This is a genomic window from Schaalia canis (genome assembly GCF_003858455.1).
GTDB lineage: Bacteria > Actinomycetota > Actinomycetes > Actinomycetales > Actinomycetaceae > Pauljensenia > Pauljensenia canis.
Genome location: NZ_RQZF01000001.1, coordinates 1 through 23392, shown reverse-complemented (window position 1 = coordinate 23392; position 23392 = coordinate 1). Strand labels below are relative to the sequence as shown.

Sequence of the window (23392 nt, the reverse complement as noted above, 5' to 3'; positions counted from 1 at the left end):
GAGCATATGCGCCCTAACGACGTAAAGGCTCATGGGCATGAGCAGTGCACCCTAGCGGTCCGGCGACGGCGAGACGTTGGCGGCCTAGCGACGGTGGCGCCTCGCCGGTCTGTCAAAATGGAAGCCGATGCCCTACGCCTCAGACGTTAAACCCCAGGGCGCGCAATTGATCTCGACCATCAGCGGTAATGCGATCCGGCCCCCACGGCGGCAGCCACACCCAGTTGATCGATACCTCGGAGGAGAACTCAGCAAGGATCATTTCAGCCTGACGCTCGATGACATCAGTCAGCGGGCAGGCTGCGGAGGTCAGCGTCATATTGAGGCGGATAGCGTTTTCCGGCGTGATGGTGACGCCATAGACCAGGCCAAGGTCAACAATATTGATGCCAAGCTCAGGGTCGATGACATCTTTAAGCGCCTCAAGGACATCCTCACCTGCGAGGGTGCCTTGCTCGATAATTTCAGTGCCTTCGAGTTGCTTGACTTCCTCAAAAACTGGGGCAAAGCGCTGTTCGACAGGGTCACTTTGCGCCATAGGGTTGGCAGCCGAATCGGTGTGGCTCATCGGGTTTCTCCTGCAATGTCGGTTCCAAGCTTGGCCAAGGCATCGCGCAGAGCGTACCAGCCAAGCAGGGCACATTTAATGCGGTTAGGGAATTGGGAGCTGCCTTCAAGGGCGGCGCCGTCTTCAAGAAGGTCAAGAACCTCGTCAGGCACGCCTTTACCGCGTGAGTGCATCATTGTTTCCATGGCGGCATAGAGCTCGGAGATTTGCGTGAGGTCCTTGCCGTCAATGAGATCACTGAGTATGGACAGGGACGCCTGAGAGATGGAGCAGCCGTCTCCGTCCCACACCATGCTCTCAATATTGCCATCGGCGCCGAGGCTCACGCCCATGGTGACCTCGTCGCCACAGGTGGGGTTGACCTGGTGCGAGGTTGCCCCCATGCTGTCATCAACGGTGCCACTGCCGCGGCGCAGGCGAGAGTGATCGAGAATCACCTGCTGGTAGAGCTGTTCAAGACTAGACATTAGACCCTTCCGAAGTAGGAACCGACACGTCCCAAGGATTCCACAAAACGGTCGATATCGGCCACTGTTGTGAACGGTGAAAGTGACGCTCGGGTAGAGGAACGTACTCCGAAGAAATGGTGGAGTGGAATAGCGCAGTGGTGGCCGACCCGCACAGCAATGTCATCCCCATCCATAATCTGGCCAACATCGTGGGGGTGCACTCCATCGACGGCGAAGGCAACAACGCCGATACGCTCACGGGGTGCGGTTGGGCCCAAGATCGTAATACCGGGCATGTCGGTGATGGCGTCAATGAGGTGAGCCGTCAGCGCAGCTTCGTGAGCGTGGATACGGTCCAGGCCCAAAGACTTGAGGTAGGCCAAGGCAACGGGCCAGGTGGCGGCCTGAGCGACGGGTTGGGTTCCGGCCTCGAAACGTTCGGGCGGCGGCATGTACTCGGCGCCCTCCATGGTGACACTGGCAATCATGGAGCCGCCAGCAAGGACTGGGGGCATGGCTTCGAGCAGTGAACGGCGTGCCCACAGGGCACCGATGCCGGTTGGTCCCATCATCTTATGCGCCGAGAATACGGCGAAATCGACACCCAATGCCGCCACATCAATGGGCATATGCGCAGAAGACTGGCAGGTGTCCAGCAGAACAAGTGCCCCCACATTGCGTGCAGCAGCAACAATCTCTGCCACGGGTGAGACTGCACCCGTCACATTCGACACATGGGTGAAAGCGACGAGCTTCGTATTGGGGGTGATGACAGAAAGGGTATCGAGGTCAATACGCCCGTGTGTGTCAAGGTCAAGCCAGGCCAGTTCGGCTCCTGTGCGCGCGCAGAGTTCTTGCCATGGCACGAGGTTCGCGTGGTGTTCTGCACGGGTGGTGACAATACGGTCACCTGGCCCGATCCTCAAGGATCGGGAGGCCTCTCCCCCACGTCCCATGGAGGCGTTGCCGATGGAGTAGGCGACGAGGTTGATGGCTTCGGTGGCGTTCTTGGTCCACACGATCTCGTCACCGCGTCCGCCGATGAAGGCAGCCAGGTCGTAACGGGCGTCCTCGTAGGCTTGGGTGGCTTCATCGCCCAGCAAATGAGTGCCGCGGTGAACGGCCGAGTTGCGCAGAGTGTAGAAGTCGGCCTCCGCAGTGATGACGCTGCGCGGCTTTTGAGCCGTCGCGGCAGCGTCAAGGTAGACGATAGGGCGTCCGCCTCGTCCAACACGATCGAGGATGGGGAAATCCTGACGGATTTTCGCCAACTCGGCGTCGCTAAAGGGATGGGCGGTGCGTGTCACCACATCGTCAAGGTATGCGGGGGCCGACTTCTCTCGCATCATTCTTCGCTTTCGGGCATCATTCTTCGCTTTCGGGCGTACTACGCGCGGGGGCTTCCTTGTAGGGAAGTTCAGTTAGCGAGGTACTTGTCGTAGCCCTCATTCTCAAGCTGTTCAGCCAGCTCAGGACCGCCTTCTGCTGCCACGCGGCCGTCAACGAATACGTGGACGTGGCTGGGGTGGATGTAGCGCAGGATGCGGGTGTAGTGGGTGATGAGCATGATGCCGCAGCCCTGTTCAGCGTGCACGCGGTTCACGCCTTCGGACACGATGCGCAGTGCGTCAACGTCAAGGCCAGAGTCAGTCTCATCAAGGACAGCGAAGGAGGGCTTGAGTAGCTCCATTTGGAGGATCTCAAGACGCTTCTTCTCGCCGCCGGAGAAACCGACGTTCACATCACGGTCAGCGAAGGAAGAATCCATGCGCAGGTTCTCCATGGACTGCTTAACGTCCTTGACCCAGGTGCGGATCTGGGGGGCTTCGCCGTCAATGGCGGTCTTGGCTGTGCGCAGGAAGTTGGATACGGAGACGCCAGCAACCTCAACGGGGTACTGCATGGCGAGGAAGAGGCCAGCCTTCGCACGTTCATCAACGCTCATTTCGGTGATGAGCTGGTCGTCGAGCCATGCTTCACCGGAGGTGATTTCGTAGGCGGGGTGGCCAGCGAGGGCGTAGGCCAGTGTGGACTTGCCGGAGCCATTGGGGCCCATGATGGCGTGGATTTCACCGGAGTTGATGGTGAGGTTGACGCCTTTGAGGATTTCTTTGGGACCTTCTGCGGTCTCCACGGACACGTGCAGGTCCTTGATGGTCAAAGTAGACATGTATTTCTCCTTGCGGTCTCAGCCGCTGTGTTGCTTGTCAGTCTGTTAATACGGTGGTCATTAGACGCACGGGCGTCTTTCAGACCGTTTGTGCCCCAGCGGCTGAGGCGCGTTCAAGTTCGGCTTCGATGGAGGCCATCAGGTGGTCCTGGACGGCGGGAACTCCGATTTGCTCGATGAGCTCGGCGAAGAAGCCTCGTACAACAAGGCGACGGGCGTCGGCTTCGCTGATGCCTCGGCTCATCAGGTAGAAGAGCTGCTCGTCATCGAAACGGCCGGTGGCGGAGGCGTGTCCGGCTCCTGCGATCTCGCCGTTTTCGATTTCAAGGTTGGGCACCGAGTCCGCCTTCGCGCCTTCGGTAAGAACGAGGTTGCGGTTGAGTTCGTAGGTATCGGTGCCGTCAGCGGCCTCACGAATCAGGCAGTCACCGATCCACACCGAGTGTGCGTCCTTGCCCTGCAGTGCGCCCTTGTAGGTCACGCGCGAGTAGCAGTTGGGCTGTGAGTGATCCACAAAAACGCGGTGTTCAAGGTGCTGACCGGCGTCAACGAAGTACAGGCCGAGCATGGTGAGCTGACCGCCTGGGCCGCGGAAGTCGGTTTCGGCGTTGATACGCACGAGGTCGCCGCCAAGGGTGACAACGATGTGGCGCAGAACGGTGTCGCGTCCCAGTGCCACGCGGTGGTTGGAAGCGTGGACAGTGCTGTCATCCCATTCCTGGACGGAAACGACGGTGAGCTGGGAGGCGTCCCCTGCTTCAATCTCGACGCTCTGGTTGAGCACTGCCTGGGCCGACCCGGTGTGGTTGATGATAACCGTTGCGGAGGCAAGCTCCTCGGCACGAATCATCAGGTGCTGGTTGTGTGCGCCCTCGACGTTATCAATGGTGATAACAACGGGGGCTTCAACGGCAGCAGCCTTAGGGATGGTAACGATGGTCGCCTCAGAGAAGCCATTCCATGCCACAGCCGCGGTGCGGTCACCCGGGGCGAGGACGGTGCCGAGGCGCTCGTCTGTGCGGGCGACTGTCTCGACGGTGACCTCATCGGTGGCGTGAACGCTGATAGGAGCGTCACTCGTATCGTAGGTTGCCGGGTCGAAAAGATGACGGATGCGACGCATCGGGGTGAAGCGCCAGTCTTCTTCACGGCCGTGAGGGACGGGGTGTTCAGCGAGGTCGAAGGAGGTGAAGCGATCTGCGCGGGTGACGTGCACCATGGAGTCGCTGGCGCCGTTGCGCTGAACGTCGTCGGTGGGGGTGGTGGTCTCTTGGGTCATATCAGCCGACCGATCCTTCCATCTGCAGCTCGATGAGGCGGTTGAGTTCGAGGGCGTACTCCATGGGGAGTTCCTTCGCGATGGGTTCAACGAAGCCGCGAACGATCGTTGCCATTGCTTCGTTTTCATCCAGGCCGCGGCTCATCAGGTAGAAGAGCTGGTCTTCGGAGACCTTGGACACGGTTGCCTCGTGCCCCATTTCAACGTCGTCGGTGCGCACGTCGACATAGGGGTAGGTATCGGTGCGGGAGATCTTGTCAACGAGCAGGGCGTCACAGAGCACGTTGGACTTGGAGTGACGCGCACGCTGGTGGACTTCAACCAGGCCGCGGTAGGAGGTGCGACCGCCGCCACGGGAGACGGACTTCGCCACGATGGACGAGGAAGTATGGGGGGCCATATGCACCATCTTGGCGCCCGTGTCCTGGTGCTGATTCGGCCCGGCAAAACCAATGGACAGGGTTTCGCCACGGGCGTGCTCACCCATGAGGAAGCAGGCGGGGTACTTCATGGTGACGGCTGAGCCCATGTTGCCGTCCACCCATTCCATAGTTGCGCCTTCTTCGACAATGGCGCGCTGGGTCACCAGGTTAAGGACATTGGTGGACCAGTTCTGGATGGTGGTGTATCGCACGCGAGCGTCCTTGCGGACGAAGATTTCCACAACGGCTGAGTGCAGGGAGTTCACGTCGTAAATGGGGGCGGTACAGCCTTCGACGTAGTGAACGTAGGAGCCTTCGTCAGCGACGATGAGGGTGCGCTCGAACTGGCCCATTGCTTCGGTGTTAATGCGGAAGTAGGCCTGCAGGGGGATCTCAACATGCACGCCCGGGGGGACGTAGATAAAGGAACCACCCGACCATGCGGCAGTGTTCAGTGCAGCGAACTTGTTATCACCGGAGGGAACGGACTTACCGAAGTATTCCTTGAAGATCTCGGGGTATTCGCGCAGGCCGCTGTCGGTATCGAGGAAGATCACGCCCTGGCGTTCAAGGTCTTCTTGGATCTGCTGGTAGACGACCTCAGACTCGTACTGGGCAGCAACGCCAGCAACGAGACGGTTCTTTTCCGCGTCTGGAATGCCCAGGCGATCGTAGGTGTCGCGGATTTCCTCGGGGAGGTCTTCCCAGGACTTCACCTGTCGGTCGGTGGGACGCACGTAGTACTTGAAATCATCAAAGTTCAAGTACGACAGGTCGGGACCCCACGTAGGCATCGGCTTGCGCTCGAACATTTCAAGGGCTTTGAGTCGACGCTCAAGCATCCATTCAGGTTCGTTCTTGTGTGCCGAGATCTGGCGAACGATGTCCTCATTGATGCCGTAGGGGACATCCTTGGAGTAGTCATCGTTGTCATGCCAGCCGAACTCATATGCGCCAATGGAGTCGATGATTTCCTCATCGCTCATGGGGCGGTTTTCCGCGGTAGGCACCGGCGGTGACTGAGTCATACTTGTCCTTGTGTCGTAATCGTGAATCTCAATGCATTACGTCATTTACGCAATGCGGCCCGACTTCCCGGGCGAATGATCGGTGCTCCCACGGGAATGTGGGTGGTGCACACATGTTCTCCTCCGGCGAGTGTGGCAAGCCTTTGGACATGCACATCGAGCAACCGAGAGAAAGCTTGGGTTTCAGCATCGCATAGTTGGGGGAAATCCCCAGCGACTGTCTGAATTGGGCAATGACCTTGACAGAGCTGAATGGCAAAGGTTCCTCCGCCAATATCACGCACTGTGGCAGCATAGCCGTCTTGGGTCAACGCGTCAGCGAGAGCTTGAGCACGAACTCGAGGGTCATTCCCTGCTTCACGCACTATGGGCGCGTAGCGTCGTTCGATTTCGCGGGATCGAGCTGCAGCAAAATCATCTACAGCCTCATCACCGTTGAGTTGTCCGAGGTAGGACAGGGCCTTGAGGGCAAGTTCGAGGTAACCGTCGGTGAGCTTCTCATGTGCCCGCTCCGTAGCAACATAGTGCCTGGCGGGACGGCCACGGCCTCGTTTTCCAATATTGCCGGGTTCTCGTTCAGCGATCTCGTGGGCTTCTTCAAGCAAGGTAATGTGGCGTCGTACTGCCGCCGTGGTGAGGCCAAGAATTCGGGCGATTGCCGAGGCCGTTACCGGCCCTTTTTCAACAATGAGGTCGAGGACTTGTTGGCGAGTACGAACGTCAACATGCTCTGACATCGCTGTCACCACCTTCTCTCTGTTCCCGTTGTTGGGGGCATGACACCTCGGCGCAAGGAGCACTCATCCCCGCCGTTTAAGTTGACAGAGTCCAGTGTACGTCTTTTTGGGAAGATAGTCGTTGCTAAATTGCCCGTTGCGGAAGGTGAGACATATCAACTTTCCTGACGTCACGCCATGAAATCTCCCAAGGATCCCTTAACGCATCCACGGAGCGTCTGCGGGACGCAGATCCTTCCACCCGCGCGCGCGGGCAGCCGCAACAGCCAAAATACCTGCCACAGCAGAAGGATTGTGGAATCGCCCCTCAAGCACAGCGGCAACAGCCTCGTCCAACGGACACCACGCAGCGACCATATCAACCTCTTCATCCTCGCGTTCAAACTCCTCCCCTGTGGGAGTAATATCGCGCGCGAGGAAGATACGTACCGACTCGGTGCAGCCCCCTGGACTATTGAAGTAGTCAGTCAGAACATGCCACGTTGCCGCCTGCAGGTCAGTCTCTTCAGCAAGTTCACGCTGAGCCGCTGCAAGATAGTCTTCACCTTCAACATCAAGAAGACCCGCTGGGATCTCCCAAAGGTTGGCTCGTACCGGATGGCGATATTGGCGTTCAAGGAGGATTTCCTCAGCACCCGGCTCGCCCCGCAGAGCCACCACGGCGACCGCGCCAGGATGGATGATGTACTCACGGGTGACAGGAGCGCTCCCCTCAACAACCTCGACCTCTTCTGCCGTGACAGCAACGATCCTCCCCTGCCAGATGTCAGTGCGGGCATGCACGCGACGTGTTGAAGGCTCATCAACGAGAGGACCATCAATAAAAGGATCAATTTCTTTCAGGGGCATTCTGATCTCCGATGTGTCTGAGCGAGCTCTATTGATTGCGAGGGCTTAGTGCACGATAACTGGGCACCTGCGGCACTGACGCGCGTATGCCTTACTTCAGCTTGTCAATGGGAGGGAATACCTCACTTGCCCCTTCCCCAACCCCATACGAACGAGCCTGCTCATTGGCTGTTGGCAAGGCAAGAACCATAGCCAGGTTCGCGGAACTGGTGCCCACTTGGTCGACTGTCGTGACGGGAACACTCAGGGATCGGATTTGCGAGAGCATTGATTGTGCGTGCGATGCATCCCCCACCAGAACACCGCCACGCGGGGCAACAGCGATAGCGCGAGCCAAGCCCATCCATGCAGACGAAGAACGCACGGGAATATTTTCATCCGTGGCAATGTTCTTCGGCACTGAGTTGCGAGGGCCGATAACGACGACTGCTTGCGCAGTCCCCTTCGGATCCTCGTCAAGCGTCATAATCGGGGTCGTAGCATCGGTGAGGATCTCGGCTGCGATATCGCGCTCTGCACCAGTGGTCGTGAGGACATCAACGATGGCGTAGGCAATGACTGCATCAGAGGTTGCATCTGCAGGAATCTGACGAACCGTGTGGGAAGACAAGGGGGTCGACAAGGTCTGGCGGTACTGCTCCATTCCTTGAATATCCCAGTTGTCAGTCAGTGTCACCGCGCCTGCCATTGTTGCGCCCGCCTGGCTCAACGCATTGCGTGCCGAGGCAATATCCGCGCCATCAGTGCCTGGCAGAGCAACAGTTACGACGGGGATTCCCTTCAAGCTTCCAGCGCTTAAACGTGAGGAGAGATGATCAAGGCCTGCCCTTTCAGCGGAGATGAGAACTTCGGCTTGGGCAAGAGCCTCGGTATCAACATTGATGGCGCCTGTCTCAGCGGGAGTGACGGAGCGTGCAATACGTGCTTGCAAAGGCCCAGCCCCCAAGATAATCCCGATGGCAAGGGCGATAAACACAGCAATAAGAGAAACCAGGTGGTAGCGGAAATTAATCATAAAATTTGCTCTCTTTCACTGCCCAACAACGGTATCTGACTGGGGAGTTTGCGTTACCCATACCCCGGCAAGATCACCGAAGTATCCGATGAGATCCTCCCCTAAAGGAGTAACGCTCAATGCTGCACCTAGAGCGGCAACGGCTGCGAGAATCAAGAACAGCACAGATGCTGCTCGGATGCGCGGACGATGGGTGGCTGCGATGGCTGCAGCCGATACTAAACGCGTCCCTGCAAGAAGGCGCGTGAAGAAAGTTCCTGCCATGCCCGTACGTCCCTGGTCAAGGAAGTCATCAAGGCTGGTTCGATCACCGACCGTAACAATCACTTGGGCTTGTGCAAGTGTTGCCAGCAAGATAGCTGCATCCTTGGCAGTGCTGGACGTCTCCATCACCCGGTATTCCAGGCCCATGCGTTTGAGTCGTTCCTTGCCTGGGCTAGGACGGTCAAGGCTCTCGCTGACAATCAGTTCAGCACGTGAACGCAAAAGTTTTTCGGAGACAAGTTCCATGTCACCCACGATGATTGAGGGATGGAGTCGTGCCTTCGCCGCGATGTCAGCGCCGCCTTCGACAGCGATAACCAGAGGGTTGGTGTCTCGAATCCACTCTCGGCATGCTTTGAGTTCCTGGGCAGAGTTTGGATCGTCAAAGACGACAAGGACTGTGGCGCCTTCGAGTTTTGTTTCGATCTCAGGCAAGCCAACCTGTTCAAGAAGCAACGGGGCTTCTCGTTCGAAGTATTCTCCTGTGGTAGCGGCAAATGCTGCAACCCGAGTGGACAGGCCATCACGGGTGTTTTCTATGGAGGCTTGAATGTCAGCCAGGCTTTGCCGCACGCCGGTAGCGATGGTTGTGCCGCTGCGCGTTACTCGGTCATCAACGATGACGACTTCGTCTCCTTCACGCAAAGTCATGATGTCGGGGCCGCAGTCATCAATGACAACGATGCCTGCCTCCAGAAGGAGCGCTGGTCCAAGGTTGGGATAGCGGCCTGACGATGACGGAGACGAGTTCAAGACTGCTACTGCGCCGGCGCTAATAAGAGCTTGTGCTGTTGCGCGATCAACATCAGGGTGGTCAATGACGGCAATTTCGCCTCGTTCAAGACGTGCAGCCAGTTTGCGCGCTCGGGCGTCAACGCGTACTCGGGCCCGGATTCCGGCTGCCGGATCAGACTGTGGCGATGAACTCTGGGAACGGTCGATGGGGTTCACAGTCATGATTCTTCCATGCTCGCGCTCTCAAGGAGCTCTTGGGCGTGTCGGCGTGCCACGTCAGAGCCCTCATCGGCTCCCATCATGCGTGCCAGCTCATCGACGCGCTCGTTTCCGTTGACAGCGTGGACTGTCGTGCTTGCCCCTTCTTTGTTGACAACAAGATGTTGCGCAGCGAAGGCTGCCACTTGGGGAAGGTGAGTGACGACAATGACCTGCTTATGCCGGGCAAGTTTCGCTAGTCGTCGTCCGACCTCTGTAGCGGTGCGACCACCGATACCGGCGTCAACCTCGTCAAAAATATAGGTCGGTGAGGTACTCCCCTGTCCGAGCACGACTTCCAGGGCGAGCATAATGCGTGAGAGTTCGCCCCCGGATGCCCCCTGTCCCAGAGGACGAGCCTGCATTGAAGGGTGCGCTTGGAGGAGGAAGGTGACATCCTCACAACCGTGCGGGCTAGGCTTGCGCGGTGTGAGTTCGATGATGAAGCGCGCATTAGGCATAGCCAGGGCGCGCAATTCGGTGGTGACGGCCTCAGACAAGCTGGTTGCGTGTCGTTGGCGTGCTGCAGTGAGTTCAGCGCCGATCCTCAGTACTTCCTCTTTCGCTTCCTCAAGGATGCGCTGACATTCCTCGGGTGTTTGGCGAGAGTTTTCCAACAGGTCAAGGCGTTGTTGAGCTTTCTCATACCAGTCGAGCAGCTCAGCGGTGTCGCTCGCTCGACCGCGCAAAAGCTCGCGCAGAGCAGCCCTGCGGTCGTGAAGCGCAGCTAAGCGTACGGGATCGGCTTCGAGGCCGCGCAGGTAGTGGCCGAGGTCGTCAGCAAAGGCATCGAGCTCAAGACACAGGCTGTTGAGACGTTCGTAGAAGGTATCAAGGCTAGGGTCGAAGCGGGTTGCGTGACGAAGTTCTTCCAGGGATTGGCGGGCAAGGTCAAGAGCAGTTGATGAGCTCTCCCCCGCTGTGAGCATCGCGTGGGACTTTCCGATGTATTGGCGAAGGTCCTCAATGTTGGTGAGGCGCTCAGTTTCTGCGCGTAGTTCGTCTTCCTCGCCCGCTTGAACGTTGAGTTCAGCGATAGCTGTAATCGCTCCGCGCAGGCTTTCAATTTCGGCGCTGCGATCCTCGTGGGAGTTCAACGCCTCATCGAAGGCGCGTTTGGCGGCCACCGCACGCGCCCAGGCCTCGTTGTACGCGGCAAGAAGAGAAGCGTGGGGTGCTCCGCCGTGAGCGTCAAGAGTCTCACGTTGTGCGCTTGTGCCACGCAACTCCAGTTGGTCGGCTTGCCCATGAATGGTGACAAGCTGATCAGCGAGCTCAGCGAGCACTGCGGCGGGTACCGGGCGTCCACCCAGGTGTGCACGTGAGCGTCCCTGCGCGGCCACCGTTCGGGAGACGATGATTTCGTCATCATCTGTTTGTGCGCCCAGCTCCTCAGCGCGCTTGGCGAGGGCGGGCGTCAGGCTGAAAATGCCGTCAACGGTGGCGGCGTTGTGGCCTGCCCGTACGAGGCCGGGGTCGGCGCGTCGTCCCAGGAGGAGGTTCACCGAGGTGAGGACCATCGTTTTACCAGCGCCTGTCTCACCGGTGAGTACGGTCAGGCCCGGTCCGAACTCAACGTCGGTTGCTTCGATGACGCCCAAGGCGGAGATTGTGATGGAATGAATCATCCGTGTGCTCCAGTGCGCTGATTGTGTTCGCCGAGAAGTTCTGTGTCCTGGTGGGAGCGGTTTTCTTGGCGTTGTCTCCATCCGCGAACCGGTAGGTGAAACTTGTGCACCAGTCGGGTAGAGAATGGAGTGTCATCGAGGCGAACAAGACGTACGGGGCGTTGTCCAACTCGGGTGATAATGCTCGTCCCAACCGGAGCTGTTGTCTGGCGTAGACCGTCACACCACATTTCCGGTGCTGACCAGTCGTGTTCTAGAACAATGACTTCAACAACGGATGAGGGCCCCACCACGAGAGGACGTGTAAAGAGGCCGTGTGCGGCCAGGGGGGAGATCACGATAGCTTCCGTATCGGGCCAGACCACTGGCCCTCCTGCAGAGAAGGAGTAGGCAGTGGAGCCGGTGGGTGTTGCCAGGATGATGCCGTCGGCCCCGTATGTGGAAACATCTTGCCCGTCGACAACAAGGGCGAGCTGCACTGGATGGGCGACATCGGTATGAATAAGCACGGCTTCATTGAGTGCCCAATCATGCACTTCGCTACCGTCGGGGAATCGAACGGTAACGTCAAGAGTCATTCGGGTATCGACGCGGTAATCGTTGCGTGCAAGCTGTTCAATGACCTTCGGGATGCCTTCGCCTGAAACCTCAGCAAGGAAGCCCATGTGCCCCATATTGACGCCGAGCAGTGGCACGTCATGTGTTCGCGCAAGGTCTGCAGCAGCCAGGATTGTTCCGTCCCCACCAAGCGCAAGGACCAGATCGACCTCGCAATCAGTGCAGTTCTCAGGAAGAACCTCGATGCCGTAGGCTTCGAGTTCACGCCGCGCCACTTCGGCTGCAGCGATGGCATCTGGACGGTGGACGTGGCGTACCACCATGACCCGCTGAGTCACTTTCTGCCTTTCTTCCCCTGTCCGGCTGGCCCACGACGGACGGCGTCAACGATCCTCTCGTGGAGGTCGTCCGCCTCGTCACGCAGATCTCCTCTGCCGGTGGCGTGCATTGATAAGAAATACTCTACGTTGCCTGAGGGCCCAGGGAGTGGTGAGGCTTCAACATCACGAATCTCAAGACCAAGGGATTGGGCGGCCCGGGCAACGGATTCAACGGTTTCTACATGGTGTTCTGGGTTTCGTACCACTCCCCCATGCCCCAGGCGTTCCTTACCGATTTCAAACTGCGGCTTGACCATGAGAAGAAAATCCGCGTCGGGTTCAGCAACGGCAACAAGAGCAGGAAGAACAAGGGTGAGGGAGATGAACGAGAGATCCGAAACAACCAGTTCAGGGGCAGGTTCAATGTCACCGGCAGCGAGGGTGCGCACATTCGTTCGATCACGTACCTCGACACGCTCGTCCTGTTGGAGTTTCCACGCGAGCTGACCATAGCCAACATCGGCAGCAACAACGTGCGTGGCACCCCGACGCAGAAGCACGTCGGTGAATCCTCCTGTAGAAGCCCCCGCATCAAGGCAGCGGCGCCCTTCTACCCGAGGGGCTCTCTCTCCGAGTGCGTCGAGGGCCCCGGCAAGTTTGAAGGCACCTCGGGAAACGTATTCGTCACCGGTTTCTTCGCTGATGACGATGGCTTGGGCAGGATCCATTTGGCGCGCAGGCTTGGTGACGACCTGCCCGTCAAGCGCAACACGTCCTCCTTCAATGAGTTCTTGGGCATGCGTGCGTGAACGTGCAAGGCCGCGGCGGACCAACTCTGAGTCAATGCGTCGTAGTTTCATACACGCTGCCTGGTGACATCAAGTGCCGAACGTAGTTGAGCCTCAGCCCGCCCCAACAGAGTGATCTGTGTGTCGAGATCATGGTCGTCAAGATCAGCAAGCTGAGCGGTAATGTCGGGGACGAGGGACGCCGTCCCCTCTGCTGGAGAGGGGACGGCGTTTCTTCCCACAGATGTGGGGTCAGTCATCAGTTGTCCCCAACGATGTCATCCATGTCGGAGATGTCACCGAGGAGTTCTTCGAGTTCTTCCTCTCCGGGAAGGAAGGTCACGGTCTCTTCGGGAGCGTCATCAAGACCATCAGCATGGGCGCCGAGTTCCATGTCAGCGTCGTCGAAGCCGTCAGCCTCTTCTGCATCGGTATCGAGTGGAGCCTCAACATGCTCGGGTTCTTCGGGAGCGACAACAAGACCCGCCGGATCGTCATTTTCAACAACCGTGATCTCAGGGCAGATAACGTCGGCACGTTGTTCCATGGCATATTCCCATGCGGCTGCAGCCAAGGCGCGGTAGGTATCCAGGGTAACGGTAACGTCACTGGTCAGGGCAACGCCGTCAACAGTCAGGGTACCGTCACGCAGGACCTTGGCGACTTGGGAGACACCACAGGTCCAGGTGCCGTCGCGGTGGTGCTTGGGGCGCGGGTGGGACTCATTGAGTCCGCGCATGTCGAGCGCAAGGTATGTGGGGCGTTGGCCTCGTTGGGCGCAGATGACATCGCGCGCAGAGGAAACACCGGTGAGGACATGCAGCGAGGGAATACCCGCAGTGACGGCACCGGCAATGTCAGTGTTGAGACGATCGCCTACTGCCAGCGGGTTGGTGCCACCAACAAGGGCGGCGCCCCGATGGTAGATACCAGCTTCAGGCTTGCCTGCGGCAATGGGGCGCACACCGGTAGCATGCTGGACCGCGCGTACGAGCGCGCCGTTGCCCAGAGCGAAGCCTCGTTCAACGGGCAGGGTCGAGTCTAGGTTGGTGGCGAAGAATTTGGCGCCGCGCTGGATGGCGAAGGCTGCCTCAGACAGGGTTGCCCAGTTGAGGGACTTGTCCAGGCCTTGTACGACGGCAGCGGGGGCATCGTCGGCGGATTCGACAACGACGTATCCGGCGGCCTCGATGGGTTCGCGCAGTCCCTGAGCGCCAATGACGAGAACTGTGGAGCCTTCTTCGATTTCTTCGGCCATGAGGGCGGTGACATCCATGGAGGAGGTCATGACGGCCTCGGGCGCGGCATCGAAACCAAGCTCCTTGAGATGTTCAGCAATCGCGGCCGGCGTACGCATGGCGTTGTTCGTGACATAGGCAACGAGCATGCCAGCATCTTGTGCCTCGTTGGTAGCTTGCGCGGCGTGTTCGATGGGTTCCTTGCCCTGGTATGCGGTGCCGTCAAGATCAAGTAGGGCCACGTCGTAGGTGGCGCATAGGGCTTCTTCGGTGCCTCGCAGCGGTGAGGTCTTCTTATCGACATCCGCATCAGCGTAGAGAGAAAGATCAACGATCTCAGGATCCTCGACGATCGTGGGCATGTCAGCCTCAACTGTGTCGGCTTCTTCGTCGCGGCCGAGTTCACGCAGGCGATCAGCTTTAACAGACATGAGTCGCATGACCAGTGCCGGGTCGGTATCTTCAGGCAGTGCTGCCAAAGCTTCGTCGACGATGAGTAGGCCAACTTCATTTTGTCCGATGTCTGCCCGCGCACCGGAGGAGACGAGCACGAGCTCAACCTGCTCGGAAAGCTCCATGCCCTTCGTCTCGGTTTCGTCGATGATTTGGATAGCCTTTTCGGGGCGTCCCATTCCGCGTTCTGCGTCGGCTTCGACTGCTCGTAGGGAGTTGTCGCCACGCATGCGGCGTACGGCACGCACCTCGCGCAGGGCTTCTTCGTAGCGGCCCGAAGCGTAGGCGGTAAGTGCTGCTGCTTCACGGACAACATCGACTCGTCCCGCGCGCTTGGCGGCAGCCTGAGCGTGGGCGTAGGCCTGTTCGGGGTCAAGGTCGATGAGCTGGCCTGCCATGACGAGATGGCGTGCGACGATATCGCGGTTTGCCCCTGACAGGGTGTTCAAAGAGCGTAGTGCGAGGGCGTCAAGTTCTTCGGCAGATACGCCTGCGGGAATTGTCGGTTCGTCACCTGTGGGAGAAACGTATTCGTCGGTGGAGCGGTAGTCTGCGCCGCGTTGTTGGTCGCGGCCTCCGCGTCGGTCGTCTCGTTGGAAGCCGCCCCGGCGATCCCCTCGGTCATCACGAGTGAAACCACCGCGACGGTCATCACGGCCAAAACCGCCACGACGCTCGCCTCGATCGCCAAAGGAACGACGGTCCCCACGATCATCACGGGTAAAACCACCACGGCGATCATCACGCCCAAAACCACCACGACGGTCCCCACGATCATCACGAGTGAAACCACCACGACGGTCATCACGGCCAAAACCGCCACGACGCTCGCCTCGGTCATCACGAGTGAAACCACCGCGACGATCATCCCGATCACCAAAGGAACGACGATCCCCACGATCATCACGAGTGAAACCACCACGGCGATCATCACGGCCAAAACCGCCACGACGCTCGCCTCGGTCATCACGGCTAAAACCACCGCGACGATCATCCCGATCACCAAAGGAACGACGATCCCCACGATCATCACGGGTAAAACCACCACGGCGATCATCACGCCCAAAACCGCCACGACGTTCCCCTCGGTCATCACGGCCAAAACCGCCACGACGTTCCCCTCGGTCATCACGGCCAAATCCACCGCGACGATCATCCCGATCACCAAAGGAACGACGATCCCCACGATCGTCACGATCAAAATTGTTGCGGCGATCATCCCGATCGCCAAATGAGCGACGTGGGCGATCTTCGCCGCGCCATGATCGGTCACCAGAATCGCGCCATTGACGGCGGGGCCCACCATGAGAGTTGTCGGGTCGTCCTCGGTAATCGTCTGCCATGGTGTTCCTCTATTTCTGCCGTTGCGGCGATTGTTTTCTGTCTCTTCTGCCAGTCCCAGTTGGGACGCATTCATTCACGATCGTATTCGTCGTTTGTTGGTTGCTTCGCAGGACTGGTTCTCGCAGTGGTGTCGCAAGATAGCCTGGGCATTCAGAGGCGTGCGGGTCCTTGGAGCGCACGCCATTCACACTGCTTCTCATCATACGCGGCATCCGCATGCAGGTGGAGAGGCGAACTCAGTGTTCACATGTGGCTCTGCCCACGCTGTCGTCTGTCGGAGGATTCCGGCTAGGAAAGAGGATAGGCGTTGAGTCATTGAGGTAGAACGCCCGTCCGGTTGATGTGCGGATGACAAGGTGCGAATCAACGCCTATGGTGATGCCGTCAAGGTCAGGATGTGTAATGCGCTCAATTGCGCGATCAAGGGCGATTGTGGCGATTTTTCGGACTCCGCGGTCAACGCTGGTGAGGTTGAAGGTCGTTGACTGAGCGACCTGAGAGTTATCAAAGCCGGCTAGGGAGATATCTGTGGGAATACGCACGCCGGCCCCCATGAGCGCGACAGCGGCGCCCTGGATGCAATGGTCGTTGTAGCCCACAAGCGCAGAGTAGTCTCCAAGTCGTCCGCCGTCTGTTCTTCGCGTCCTTTGACGTCGTTGCGCCCACTGGTCAGCCATCAAACGGGAGGCTGCGGTAAAACCAGCATCCATCGTTGCGCCGGCGGCAACAGTGTCGACTCGGATTCGGTGGCGATGACATGCCGCGATTACGGCCTCACGTCGGCTTTGCGCTGATACGCCGGGTTCACCATCGAAGTAGACAATGGAACGATGGCCAAGTGTGTCAAGATGTTCGGCTAGTTCTTCTGCGCCGGATTCATTTCGGCTGGTCATAAGGTCAGCGTGTGGGAAAACCCTTTCCTGTCCGATAACCACGCTTGGCCCATTTTCAGAGCTCTCGTTATGGTCATCCGGGTCAGGATTAATGGCAATAGTTGTCGTAATTCGGAATTGGGCAAGTGTTTTGAATGCTTCGCTCATGTGCTCGTAGGCAGCGGCGTTCTCTGCAACAAGCTGATAACCGCGCAATCGGGCTTCTTCCCCCAGAAGGCGGATGTAATGTGCATGTAGTTCCTGGTCGAATCTTCCGACGACTCCTAGGACATGGGGGGTATTGGAGCGCATCATGGAACCGAGCAGGTCAACTTTGTACCCAAGTTCTGCTGCGGTGTTTTGAATGGTTCGGCGTAGTTTTTCGCTGACACGGGCGTCGTCGCGTAGTGCCAGAGAGACGGTGCTGATTGAGGTTCCAACTGTGTCGGCAATGTCGCGCAAGGTGACGCGCGATTGTTTCATTTCCCCTCCAAACATCTCTCTTATCTGTCATAGATGTGACATGTGTGAGTATATCTTTCGCCGTTGAGAGCCTTTTATTCGCATCGTTAATGTGCACGCGAATTCTGTTCTATTTCCCTCCGTTGTTTTTCATGATCTGCGTCTAGGGCTGTGGCAGCCACACTGACGTGCCACATTCAGCAGGGGTCGATGCAGAGTCGTTGGAGCATCTCTGAGTGCGCCTGTGGCCAAGCAGCCAGAATGGACCCCTTATACCGGGTATCCAAGGGGGTGCCATCCATCCGCGTTACGCGCACACCAGCTTCTTGGCAAATCAGTTGGGCTGCAGCTATGTCCCATGGAGAGACCCACAGATGGACGAAGGCTGCAGCTTGTTGTCGGGCGACCTCGATACATTCAAGGGCAGCCGATCCGTAACGGCGGTGTCCGCGCGATTCTCGCACGAGCTGCGTGAGGCGCGGCAGGGCTTCTAGTTCCTTGACGTCGGCAATAAGTATTCCCTCGCGAAATGAGGTGTTTTCGGGGACGGAAGAGAGTTGTTTGCCGTCACACCATGCTCCCTGCCCTTCGATGGCGGTGTAAACGGTATCTGCGGTGACATCACACACCACGCCGATGATTGGAATCCCGTCAACGCACAGGGCCAATGATATGGCGTAGTCTCTGTGTGTCATGACGTAGTTCATTGTCCCATCGATTGGATCAATGACCCATACGGGTCCAGCAAAGGAGTCGATGCTGTGGCCTTCTTCTCCCATGCAGGGGTAGCCGGTCTTGGAGTGCAGACGGGAGGTAATAAGTCCTTCGATCGCTATGTCGACGGTCGTGACAAGATCATTGCGTGTTGACTTAGTCGAGACTTCGTATGTTTTGTGTGATTCTCGCGCTAAGCGTGCGGCCTCTGCGACAACGTCAACCGCGATCTCGAGGAGTTTTTCTCGGTTGAGTGGCATGACGATCTTCTTTCCCTAGTGGTTTTTCTTGTCGTTGAGTTCAATGACCGCAGCCGCTAATTCAGGACTGATGAAGTCATAAATCTGGATTCCTCTCCCCCTGTAGTTTTCGGATTCCGTGGTTGCTTCGTGGCGAATCGCCTCATTGAGCGTCCGCGTATAGGGATTAAGGATCTGAGCGTAGGCATCGGGGTAGCCAAGTTCGCCGTTCGTTGCACTGATGTGGTTGATAATAAGGGTATTTAAGTCGTCGTCACCGTGGCGCAACGCCCGTGCAATGGCGTTTTTCTTGTCCTCGATACTGGGGCCATCCCATAGATCTTGAATATCGAGGTAGGGGTTGTCGTGCCAGTTTTGTGCCCACACGATCCCCTGCCGCTCGCTGAATGCGTACATTGGGGGCGCACACTCAAGTGCGAGCACGCGGCCTCGGCATTGTCCGAGTGTTGGCCAGGGGGAGTGTGGTGTTTCCCAGAGGTGGAAGATGTCGAGGTTCGCTCCGATGAGGCCGTGAATGGCCTCTCCGTAGGCGGGGTAGTCGTCCTTTGCCTCGTTGGCATTTTGGATACGCATAATGACGCATTCGCTGGGGTTGTCGGCAAGGAATTGTCCGACTGTGTCGAGGATATCCTGGCCTGAGATGTCACTTACCCATTCTCGGTGGGCGGCGACGAGGGTGCGTCGAAGGCGAATGTCGAGGAAACGCACTCCGTAGGTGAGTTGTTCAGCGAGTGAGTCTTCTTGGGTGGCGTAGTAACGCTCAGTGCACCGTGCAGTCATGGTGTCGTGAGTGCCGGGAATGGCGAGGGCGGTAAGCGCAGTGTCGTCTGTGAGTGCGCTCATCCATGTGGTGTTTCGGGTGTGAGGGATTCCAAGGCTCATGGCTTTCATTTCCTCTGTCGTGTTGGGGTGGGCGGAAGGGGTTGCCTTCCGCCCACCCACGAGGGTTTCAGGCAGCGCGCTTGGCGTGCATGGTGACAAGAATGTGTGAGAGTACTGCCGCTACGAGTGCCAGAATTGCCAGTCCGATGAAGGCGGTTCCCAAGGTTGCTGTTGGTGTGAGGACCTCGGTCACAACGGTACCGTCCGCATCTTTAACGGCTGGCGTAATGAGAGCACCGAGGGTCGGCGGTGCAAGTAGGGCTGGAATATATCCCAAGGTGATGGCGAAGGACATTGCCGAAGATGACTGCTTCTTGGGTACGCCAAATTCACCGATGGGAGCGTAGTAGACGCCGCGGATCATGAAGGTGACGGCTGAAGCCATGAGCATGAGGACAATGAGCGTCCAGAAGACGCCACTGCTGACGATTCCGTCGGGAGCTTGTCCTGCTGGGAACTCAGAGACGGAGGCTGGGTTCGTGTAGAACATGACAGCGATGATAACCAGCAGCACTGCAAGGACAACTTCCATAGCGCGCATGAAGCGGGTGGCTGTCTTGAAGACCTTTTCAACAAGAATCGTTGATACCAACGGCAGCATACGCAGCGCAATAACAGTGGTGGCAAAGGCTGCTGCGGCGACTGCGCTCGTACCGTAGCCAGCTTGGAGGAATCGAGCGAAGTAGGTACCCGCTGCAACGAAGGTGCCGTAAATGCAAAAGACGTTAATGCCAGCTACCCAGACGACAGGGAGTTTGGCGACCTCAGCTACGCCCTTGATGGCTTCCTTCGTGCTAGAAACAGTGACCTCTTCGTCGTCTCCAACACGCGTGTCCTTGGGGACAACGAAGTAAACAGCAATGCCGGTGACGAGCACGATGATTGATGCAGTCATCATGATGGTCTTTGGAGAGGCATCTGCTCCGATCATGGCTGTCCACAGCAGGGAGATGAGGAAAGCGAGCAGGCCGCGGCCGAACTCGAAGAAGCCAAAGGCTGCGCCCTGGTGTTCTTCTGTCGTTGAGATACGCACCGCTTTGAAGTTTGCTGGTTTGAAGAGTACTTCAGAGAGCAGGAGCATGGAGAAGAAGCAGATGAGAAGGACGGGGAAGGACAGGTTGGGCGAACTGACGGTGATGAAGAGGGAGATCGCACCGACACCCATGGTGGCGATGAGCATGATGGAGCGGATGGAGAAGCGATCGCCAATCCATCCCAGTGCGATGGTACCGAGGAGAATCACCAGGCCTTGCATGGCGTAGAGCTGGCCAGCTTGGGCGTCGGTGACTCCCATTGCCGTGGGGAAGTCTTTGGGGAGGGTGTTGCGAATGTCCCAGAAAGCATAGATGAGCTGGGCATTAACGGTGATGAGGGCGAGTTGGAAGAGGGCGAGGGGCGAGAACCCAAGGTTCTTCAATACCTGCGGCATGACAGCTCCTTTGCTGATGCGTGGTTAGGGTGTTAGCGCATCATGCTCCGTTGCGTGCGCGCTTATCGCCATGCTAAACCTGCCAGGGCCACCTTGCAACCGATGTCGAAACGATTTTTTGGCTATTTTTCAGCGCTACAACTCTCGCCTACTCCTCTAGAGGTGAATTATTCATTCCCTTTTATCAAACGTTTCGATCTGCTCTTCTCAGGAGTTCTAGTAGCGTCCTCAAGGAGCTGGGTCACCACAGCAATAAGCTGTGTCAGGCCCGGTTCTTCCACGGGAAAATGACCGCAGTTTTCCAACATGACGATCCGCTTCGATCCATCCATTCGATCCAAGGTCTTCACGCTTAACGAGGGCGGCGTCCACGCATCTTTTGCAGGGTGAACGAGGGTTGTGTGTACAGGTTCCCGGCCTTGAGATGTCGTGAATGCATGACGGTACGTAAGGAACGATGCCAAGAAGCCAAGAGGGATTCTTGTTCCCCCTCCGCGTGGATCACGCATACACAGGAGCGAAAGGTCACTATTGCGACTCATTCGCCCCATATTGGCGACATATCGCATGGGAATCATGAGCTCTGCGAACGGAGAACGCCTGCCTAGACCAAGGAAAGGCGCTCCCATCACACCTAACCCCCAGCGTCCAATATGGAGGCGAGCACGAAGGGAACGCGGATCAACGAGGCAGGTCGCGATAACTTCGTTGACGAAAGGCAAGCGACTAGCGACCTCGCGAGCAAGTAGTCCCCCGATGCTAAAACCCCAGAGGATAACTGGGCGTCCGTCGTCAATGTTCTGGATGTAGTCGTGTAGACAATCAATCCAGTCCCCGTAGCGAACCATGCGCGGTTCGGAGGTGGAGGTGTGCCCGTAAAGAGGAAGATCAGGAATATGAAGGTCGCATAGGCGCACGGGGATTTGAGCGCATATCGGCCATAGCGCGTCCGAGTACCCTCCGGCACCGTGACAGACAATCATCTGGACAGGTGCGTGTGCGTTCACTCGCCGGGCGACATGAATCGTATGCCCCTTCCATGCCCACGACTGCGATGTCGCAGGATCTGTGGCGGCTCCTTGTCGCGGATGGGGAAGAAAACTCCCATAGTTGCGATAGTCCATTGCCTCAGCTTAGAGCGATAAACGCACAGGTGGCACCAGGATTGGGGAGGTTGTCTGTTACTGCCACAAGTGCGGGAGCTTTTAGAGCCGAGGTATTCTCATCCCCAGAAATAGCCGACGACGGCGATGATCCCCGCGATGACACCAAATGCTGCAGAAAGCGGGCCGAACATAAGACGAGTAGCGAAATAGTTATCGCGCCAATGGTCTCCATCGGGAACCTGCGTGATTCGACGAACTTCTTGCTCGTCAGAATGAGACATATACATTCTTTGCTCCCCTCGTCGTGAGCCTCATCTTGTGGAGAATGAGGGTACAGTCAGTCATGAAGTGCCCCTTGCACCTGCGCAAAGTGTGACTGAATCTTCAGCATCACCCTATCATCTTGATTAAGACTATCCGGCTATCTTCGTGCGCTGTGCGATCAGTGCTCATAAGTACGCACTTGTCCACTGCCGTCATGAGTGACGCGCTCAGCATCAGCGACCGAGATGTGCTGCTTTACAATGAGCCCATGAGCACCCGCGCAGCGCCGTCTCACAGCCACTCGTTTCTGTGGTCGATTGTCCTTTTTCTGAGTGGGGGCGCCCTCTTTGGCACATTGGCGCGCCTGATTATCGAGGCTGCCCCTGCCGCCCCTGAAGCCGGATCACCATTGTGGCTCGTGAATCATCTGACGAGCGGCACCTGGCTGTGGGCGGTCGCGGCATGCGCCTCTACATGGATTGGGATGCGCCATTCGCAGCGGTCTGGGTGGCGCCGTTACCTGCAAAGTTTCTTTCTCTGCCTAGGTTTTCTGGCTGCAACGACCATTGCTTGGTATGGCCCTCTCACTCCAAGTACACAACTCCCCTTACTCGCCCTCACAGCCCTAGCACTCTGCGCGATACCTGCTGCAGGCATCGCTGTTGTCGGCGCTTTCGGAAGAATCCCCGGACTGTTGGGCTTACTGGCGCGCTTGTGTGTGCCACTGGGTCTAGCATTGGTCCTTCTTGTGGCACCGCCACCACCTCTTGAGTATGGCGGCGCTGCTGCGGCAGAACTCCTCGTATGGCGGGTATTGATGGGGGCAAATGTGGGCCTCGTGGTGATCTTCCTTTCTCATTTCCTGATTGTGAGGCATAGAAAGGACTTGATCTCATCCTCTCTACATTAAGAGTGCCCCCATCAAGGAAGGAGCGACTTTCCTTAGCGATTAAATCTCTCCCCCACAAACTTATCTCGGCATCGAGATAAGTTTGTGGCTGCTTCCAAAAGCCTGGGACATCTGCACTTATCGTTGAAGCGCTCGGGCAATTTGCTGAAGAGCGACGTCACTATGCCGACTGCGCAGAACTCAAAACTGACTTCCTTGCCCGACCTGGGCGTTCTCTGCTTCACGAGCTCTCAGATTTACAGCTCAAGACACTTGCTGAGAGAATTTGCTCCGAAATCAGCGCCGCCGTTGGGCTGAGTCGGCCTTCTTGAGGTCATCGAGATTCATAAGAGCTCCTTGCTCGGATGATTGTGTGTTACCTCTTCTACACTACGTTGACTTCGTCGTCTG

Annotated in this window: 23 protein-coding genes; 1 reads left to right on the top strand and 22 read right to left on the bottom strand. The window is 57.7% G+C overall.

Features of this window, described 5'->3' with window-relative positions; translation table 11 throughout:
* Window positions 1-139: 139 nt before the first annotated feature.
* The 22 genes from EII11_RS00110 to EII11_RS10425 form a co-directional block, all read right to left on the bottom strand.
* Window positions 140-568, bottom strand: coding sequence for a metal-sulfur cluster assembly factor (locus EII11_RS00110; protein WP_240622988.1), 429 nt, complete (start codon window positions 566-568; stop codon window positions 140-142).
* The gene (sufU, locus tag EII11_RS00105) at window positions 565-1035 is read right to left on the bottom strand and encodes a Fe-S cluster assembly sulfur transfer protein SufU (protein ID WP_124867385.1); all 471 of its coding nucleotides are present in this window, start codon (window positions 1033-1035) and stop codon (window positions 565-567) included. Before sufU ends, EII11_RS00110 begins: the two co-directional genes overlap by 4 nt.
* Window positions 1035-2363, bottom strand: coding sequence for an aminotransferase class V-fold PLP-dependent enzyme (locus EII11_RS00100; RefSeq protein ID WP_124868212.1), 1329 nt, complete (start codon window positions 2361-2363; stop codon window positions 1035-1037). Before EII11_RS00100 ends, sufU begins: the two co-directional genes overlap by 1 nt.
* A 71-nt stretch (window positions 2364-2434) precedes the next feature.
* Window positions 2435-3187: a Fe-S cluster assembly ATPase SufC gene (gene sufC / locus EII11_RS00095; protein ID WP_124867383.1), complete on the bottom strand. Its 753-nt coding sequence runs from the start codon at window positions 3185-3187 to the stop codon at window positions 2435-2437.
* 79 nt (window positions 3188-3266) lie between these two features.
* Window positions 3267-4406 carry a Fe-S cluster assembly protein SufD gene (gene sufD / locus EII11_RS00090; protein ID WP_240623018.1) on the bottom strand — a complete coding sequence of 380 codons (1140 nt, stop codon included), beginning with the start codon at window positions 4404-4406 and terminating at the stop codon, window positions 3267-3269.
* A gap of 61 nt (window positions 4407-4467) precedes the next feature.
* Window positions 4468-5916 carry a Fe-S cluster assembly protein SufB gene (gene sufB, locus EII11_RS00085; RefSeq protein ID WP_124867379.1) on the bottom strand — a complete coding sequence of 483 codons (1449 nt, stop codon included), beginning with the start codon at window positions 5914-5916 and terminating at the stop codon, window positions 4468-4470.
* Between the two features lie 41 nt (window positions 5917-5957).
* Window positions 5958-6653 carry a helix-turn-helix transcriptional regulator gene (locus tag EII11_RS00080; protein WP_124867377.1) on the bottom strand — a complete coding sequence of 232 codons (696 nt, stop codon included), beginning with the start codon at window positions 6651-6653 and terminating at the stop codon, window positions 5958-5960.
* A 198-nt stretch (window positions 6654-6851) separates the two neighbouring features.
* On the bottom strand, window positions 6852-7502 hold the full coding sequence (locus tag EII11_RS00075) for an NUDIX domain-containing protein (RefSeq protein ID WP_124867375.1): 651 nt from the start codon (window positions 7500-7502) through the stop codon (window positions 6852-6854).
* Window positions 7503-7593: 91 nt separating this feature from the next.
* Window positions 7594-8517 (bottom strand): copper transporter, encoded by a 924-nt coding sequence (locus EII11_RS00070; RefSeq protein WP_124867373.1) that lies wholly within the window; start codon window positions 8515-8517, stop codon window positions 7594-7596.
* A gap of 15 nt (window positions 8518-8532) precedes the next feature.
* Entirely contained in the window at window positions 8533-9738 is a 1206-nt protein-coding gene (gene steA, locus EII11_RS00065; RefSeq protein WP_124867371.1) for a putative cytokinetic ring protein SteA, read from the bottom strand.
* Entirely contained in the window at window positions 9735-11402 is a 1668-nt protein-coding gene (recN, locus tag EII11_RS00060; protein ID WP_124867369.1) for a DNA repair protein RecN, read from the bottom strand. The genes steA and recN overlap by 4 nt, the downstream gene beginning before the upstream one ends.
* On the bottom strand, window positions 11399-12283 hold the full coding sequence (locus tag EII11_RS00055; protein WP_124868210.1) for an NAD kinase: 885 nt from the start codon (window positions 12281-12283) through the stop codon (window positions 11399-11401). Before EII11_RS00055 ends, recN begins: the two co-directional genes overlap by 4 nt.
* Before the next feature lie 11 nt (window positions 12284-12294).
* Window positions 12295-13140, bottom strand: coding sequence for a TlyA family RNA methyltransferase (locus EII11_RS00050; protein ID WP_124867367.1), 846 nt, complete (start codon window positions 13138-13140; stop codon window positions 12295-12297).
* Complete coding sequence (locus EII11_RS00045; protein ID WP_124867365.1) at window positions 13137-13328, bottom strand: hypothetical protein; 192 nt, start codon at window positions 13326-13328, stop codon at window positions 13137-13139. Before EII11_RS00045 ends, EII11_RS00050 begins: the two co-directional genes overlap by 4 nt.
* Window positions 13328-15208, bottom strand: a complete 1881-nt coding sequence (locus tag EII11_RS00040; protein WP_240622987.1) for an HAD-IIA family hydrolase — start codon at window positions 15206-15208, stop codon at window positions 13328-13330. Before EII11_RS00040 ends, EII11_RS00045 begins: the two co-directional genes overlap by 1 nt.
* Window positions 15205-16176, bottom strand: coding sequence for a hypothetical protein (locus tag EII11_RS00035; protein ID WP_124867363.1), 972 nt, complete (start codon window positions 16174-16176; stop codon window positions 15205-15207). Before EII11_RS00035 ends, EII11_RS00040 begins: the two co-directional genes overlap by 4 nt.
* A gap of 163 nt (window positions 16177-16339) precedes the next feature.
* Window positions 16340-17458 (bottom strand): LacI family DNA-binding transcriptional regulator, encoded by a 1119-nt coding sequence (locus tag EII11_RS00030; protein ID WP_165867007.1) that lies wholly within the window; start codon window positions 17456-17458, stop codon window positions 16340-16342.
* 176 nt (window positions 17459-17634) lie between these two features.
* On the bottom strand, window positions 17635-18411 hold the full coding sequence (locus tag EII11_RS00025; RefSeq protein ID WP_124867359.1) for an inositol monophosphatase family protein: 777 nt from the start codon (window positions 18409-18411) through the stop codon (window positions 17635-17637).
* A gap of 15 nt (window positions 18412-18426) precedes the next feature.
* Window positions 18427-19293 carry a phosphatidylinositol-specific phospholipase C domain-containing protein gene (locus EII11_RS00020; protein WP_240622986.1) on the bottom strand — a complete coding sequence of 289 codons (867 nt, stop codon included), beginning with the start codon at window positions 19291-19293 and terminating at the stop codon, window positions 18427-18429.
* Between the two features lie 67 nt (window positions 19294-19360).
* Window positions 19361-20722, bottom strand: coding sequence for an MFS transporter (locus tag EII11_RS00015; RefSeq protein ID WP_124867357.1), 1362 nt, complete (start codon window positions 20720-20722; stop codon window positions 19361-19363).
* Window positions 20723-20889: 167 nt separating this feature from the next.
* Window positions 20890-21729: an alpha/beta hydrolase gene (locus EII11_RS00010; RefSeq protein WP_165867006.1), complete on the bottom strand. Its 840-nt coding sequence runs from the start codon at window positions 21727-21729 to the stop codon at window positions 20890-20892.
* 215 nt (window positions 21730-21944) lie between these two features.
* Window positions 21945-22109 carry a hypothetical protein gene (locus EII11_RS10425; RefSeq protein WP_165867005.1) on the bottom strand — a complete coding sequence of 55 codons (165 nt, stop codon included), beginning with the start codon at window positions 22107-22109 and terminating at the stop codon, window positions 21945-21947.
* Between the two features lie 251 nt (window positions 22110-22360).
* Here EII11_RS10425 and EII11_RS00005 point away from each other — a divergent pair, with 251 nt between their 5' ends.
* The gene (locus tag EII11_RS00005; protein WP_124867353.1) at window positions 22361-23002 is read left to right on the top strand and encodes a hypothetical protein; all 642 of its coding nucleotides are present in this window, start codon (window positions 22361-22363) and stop codon (window positions 23000-23002) included.
* The last annotated feature ends 390 nt before the right edge of the window (window positions 23003-23392 follow it).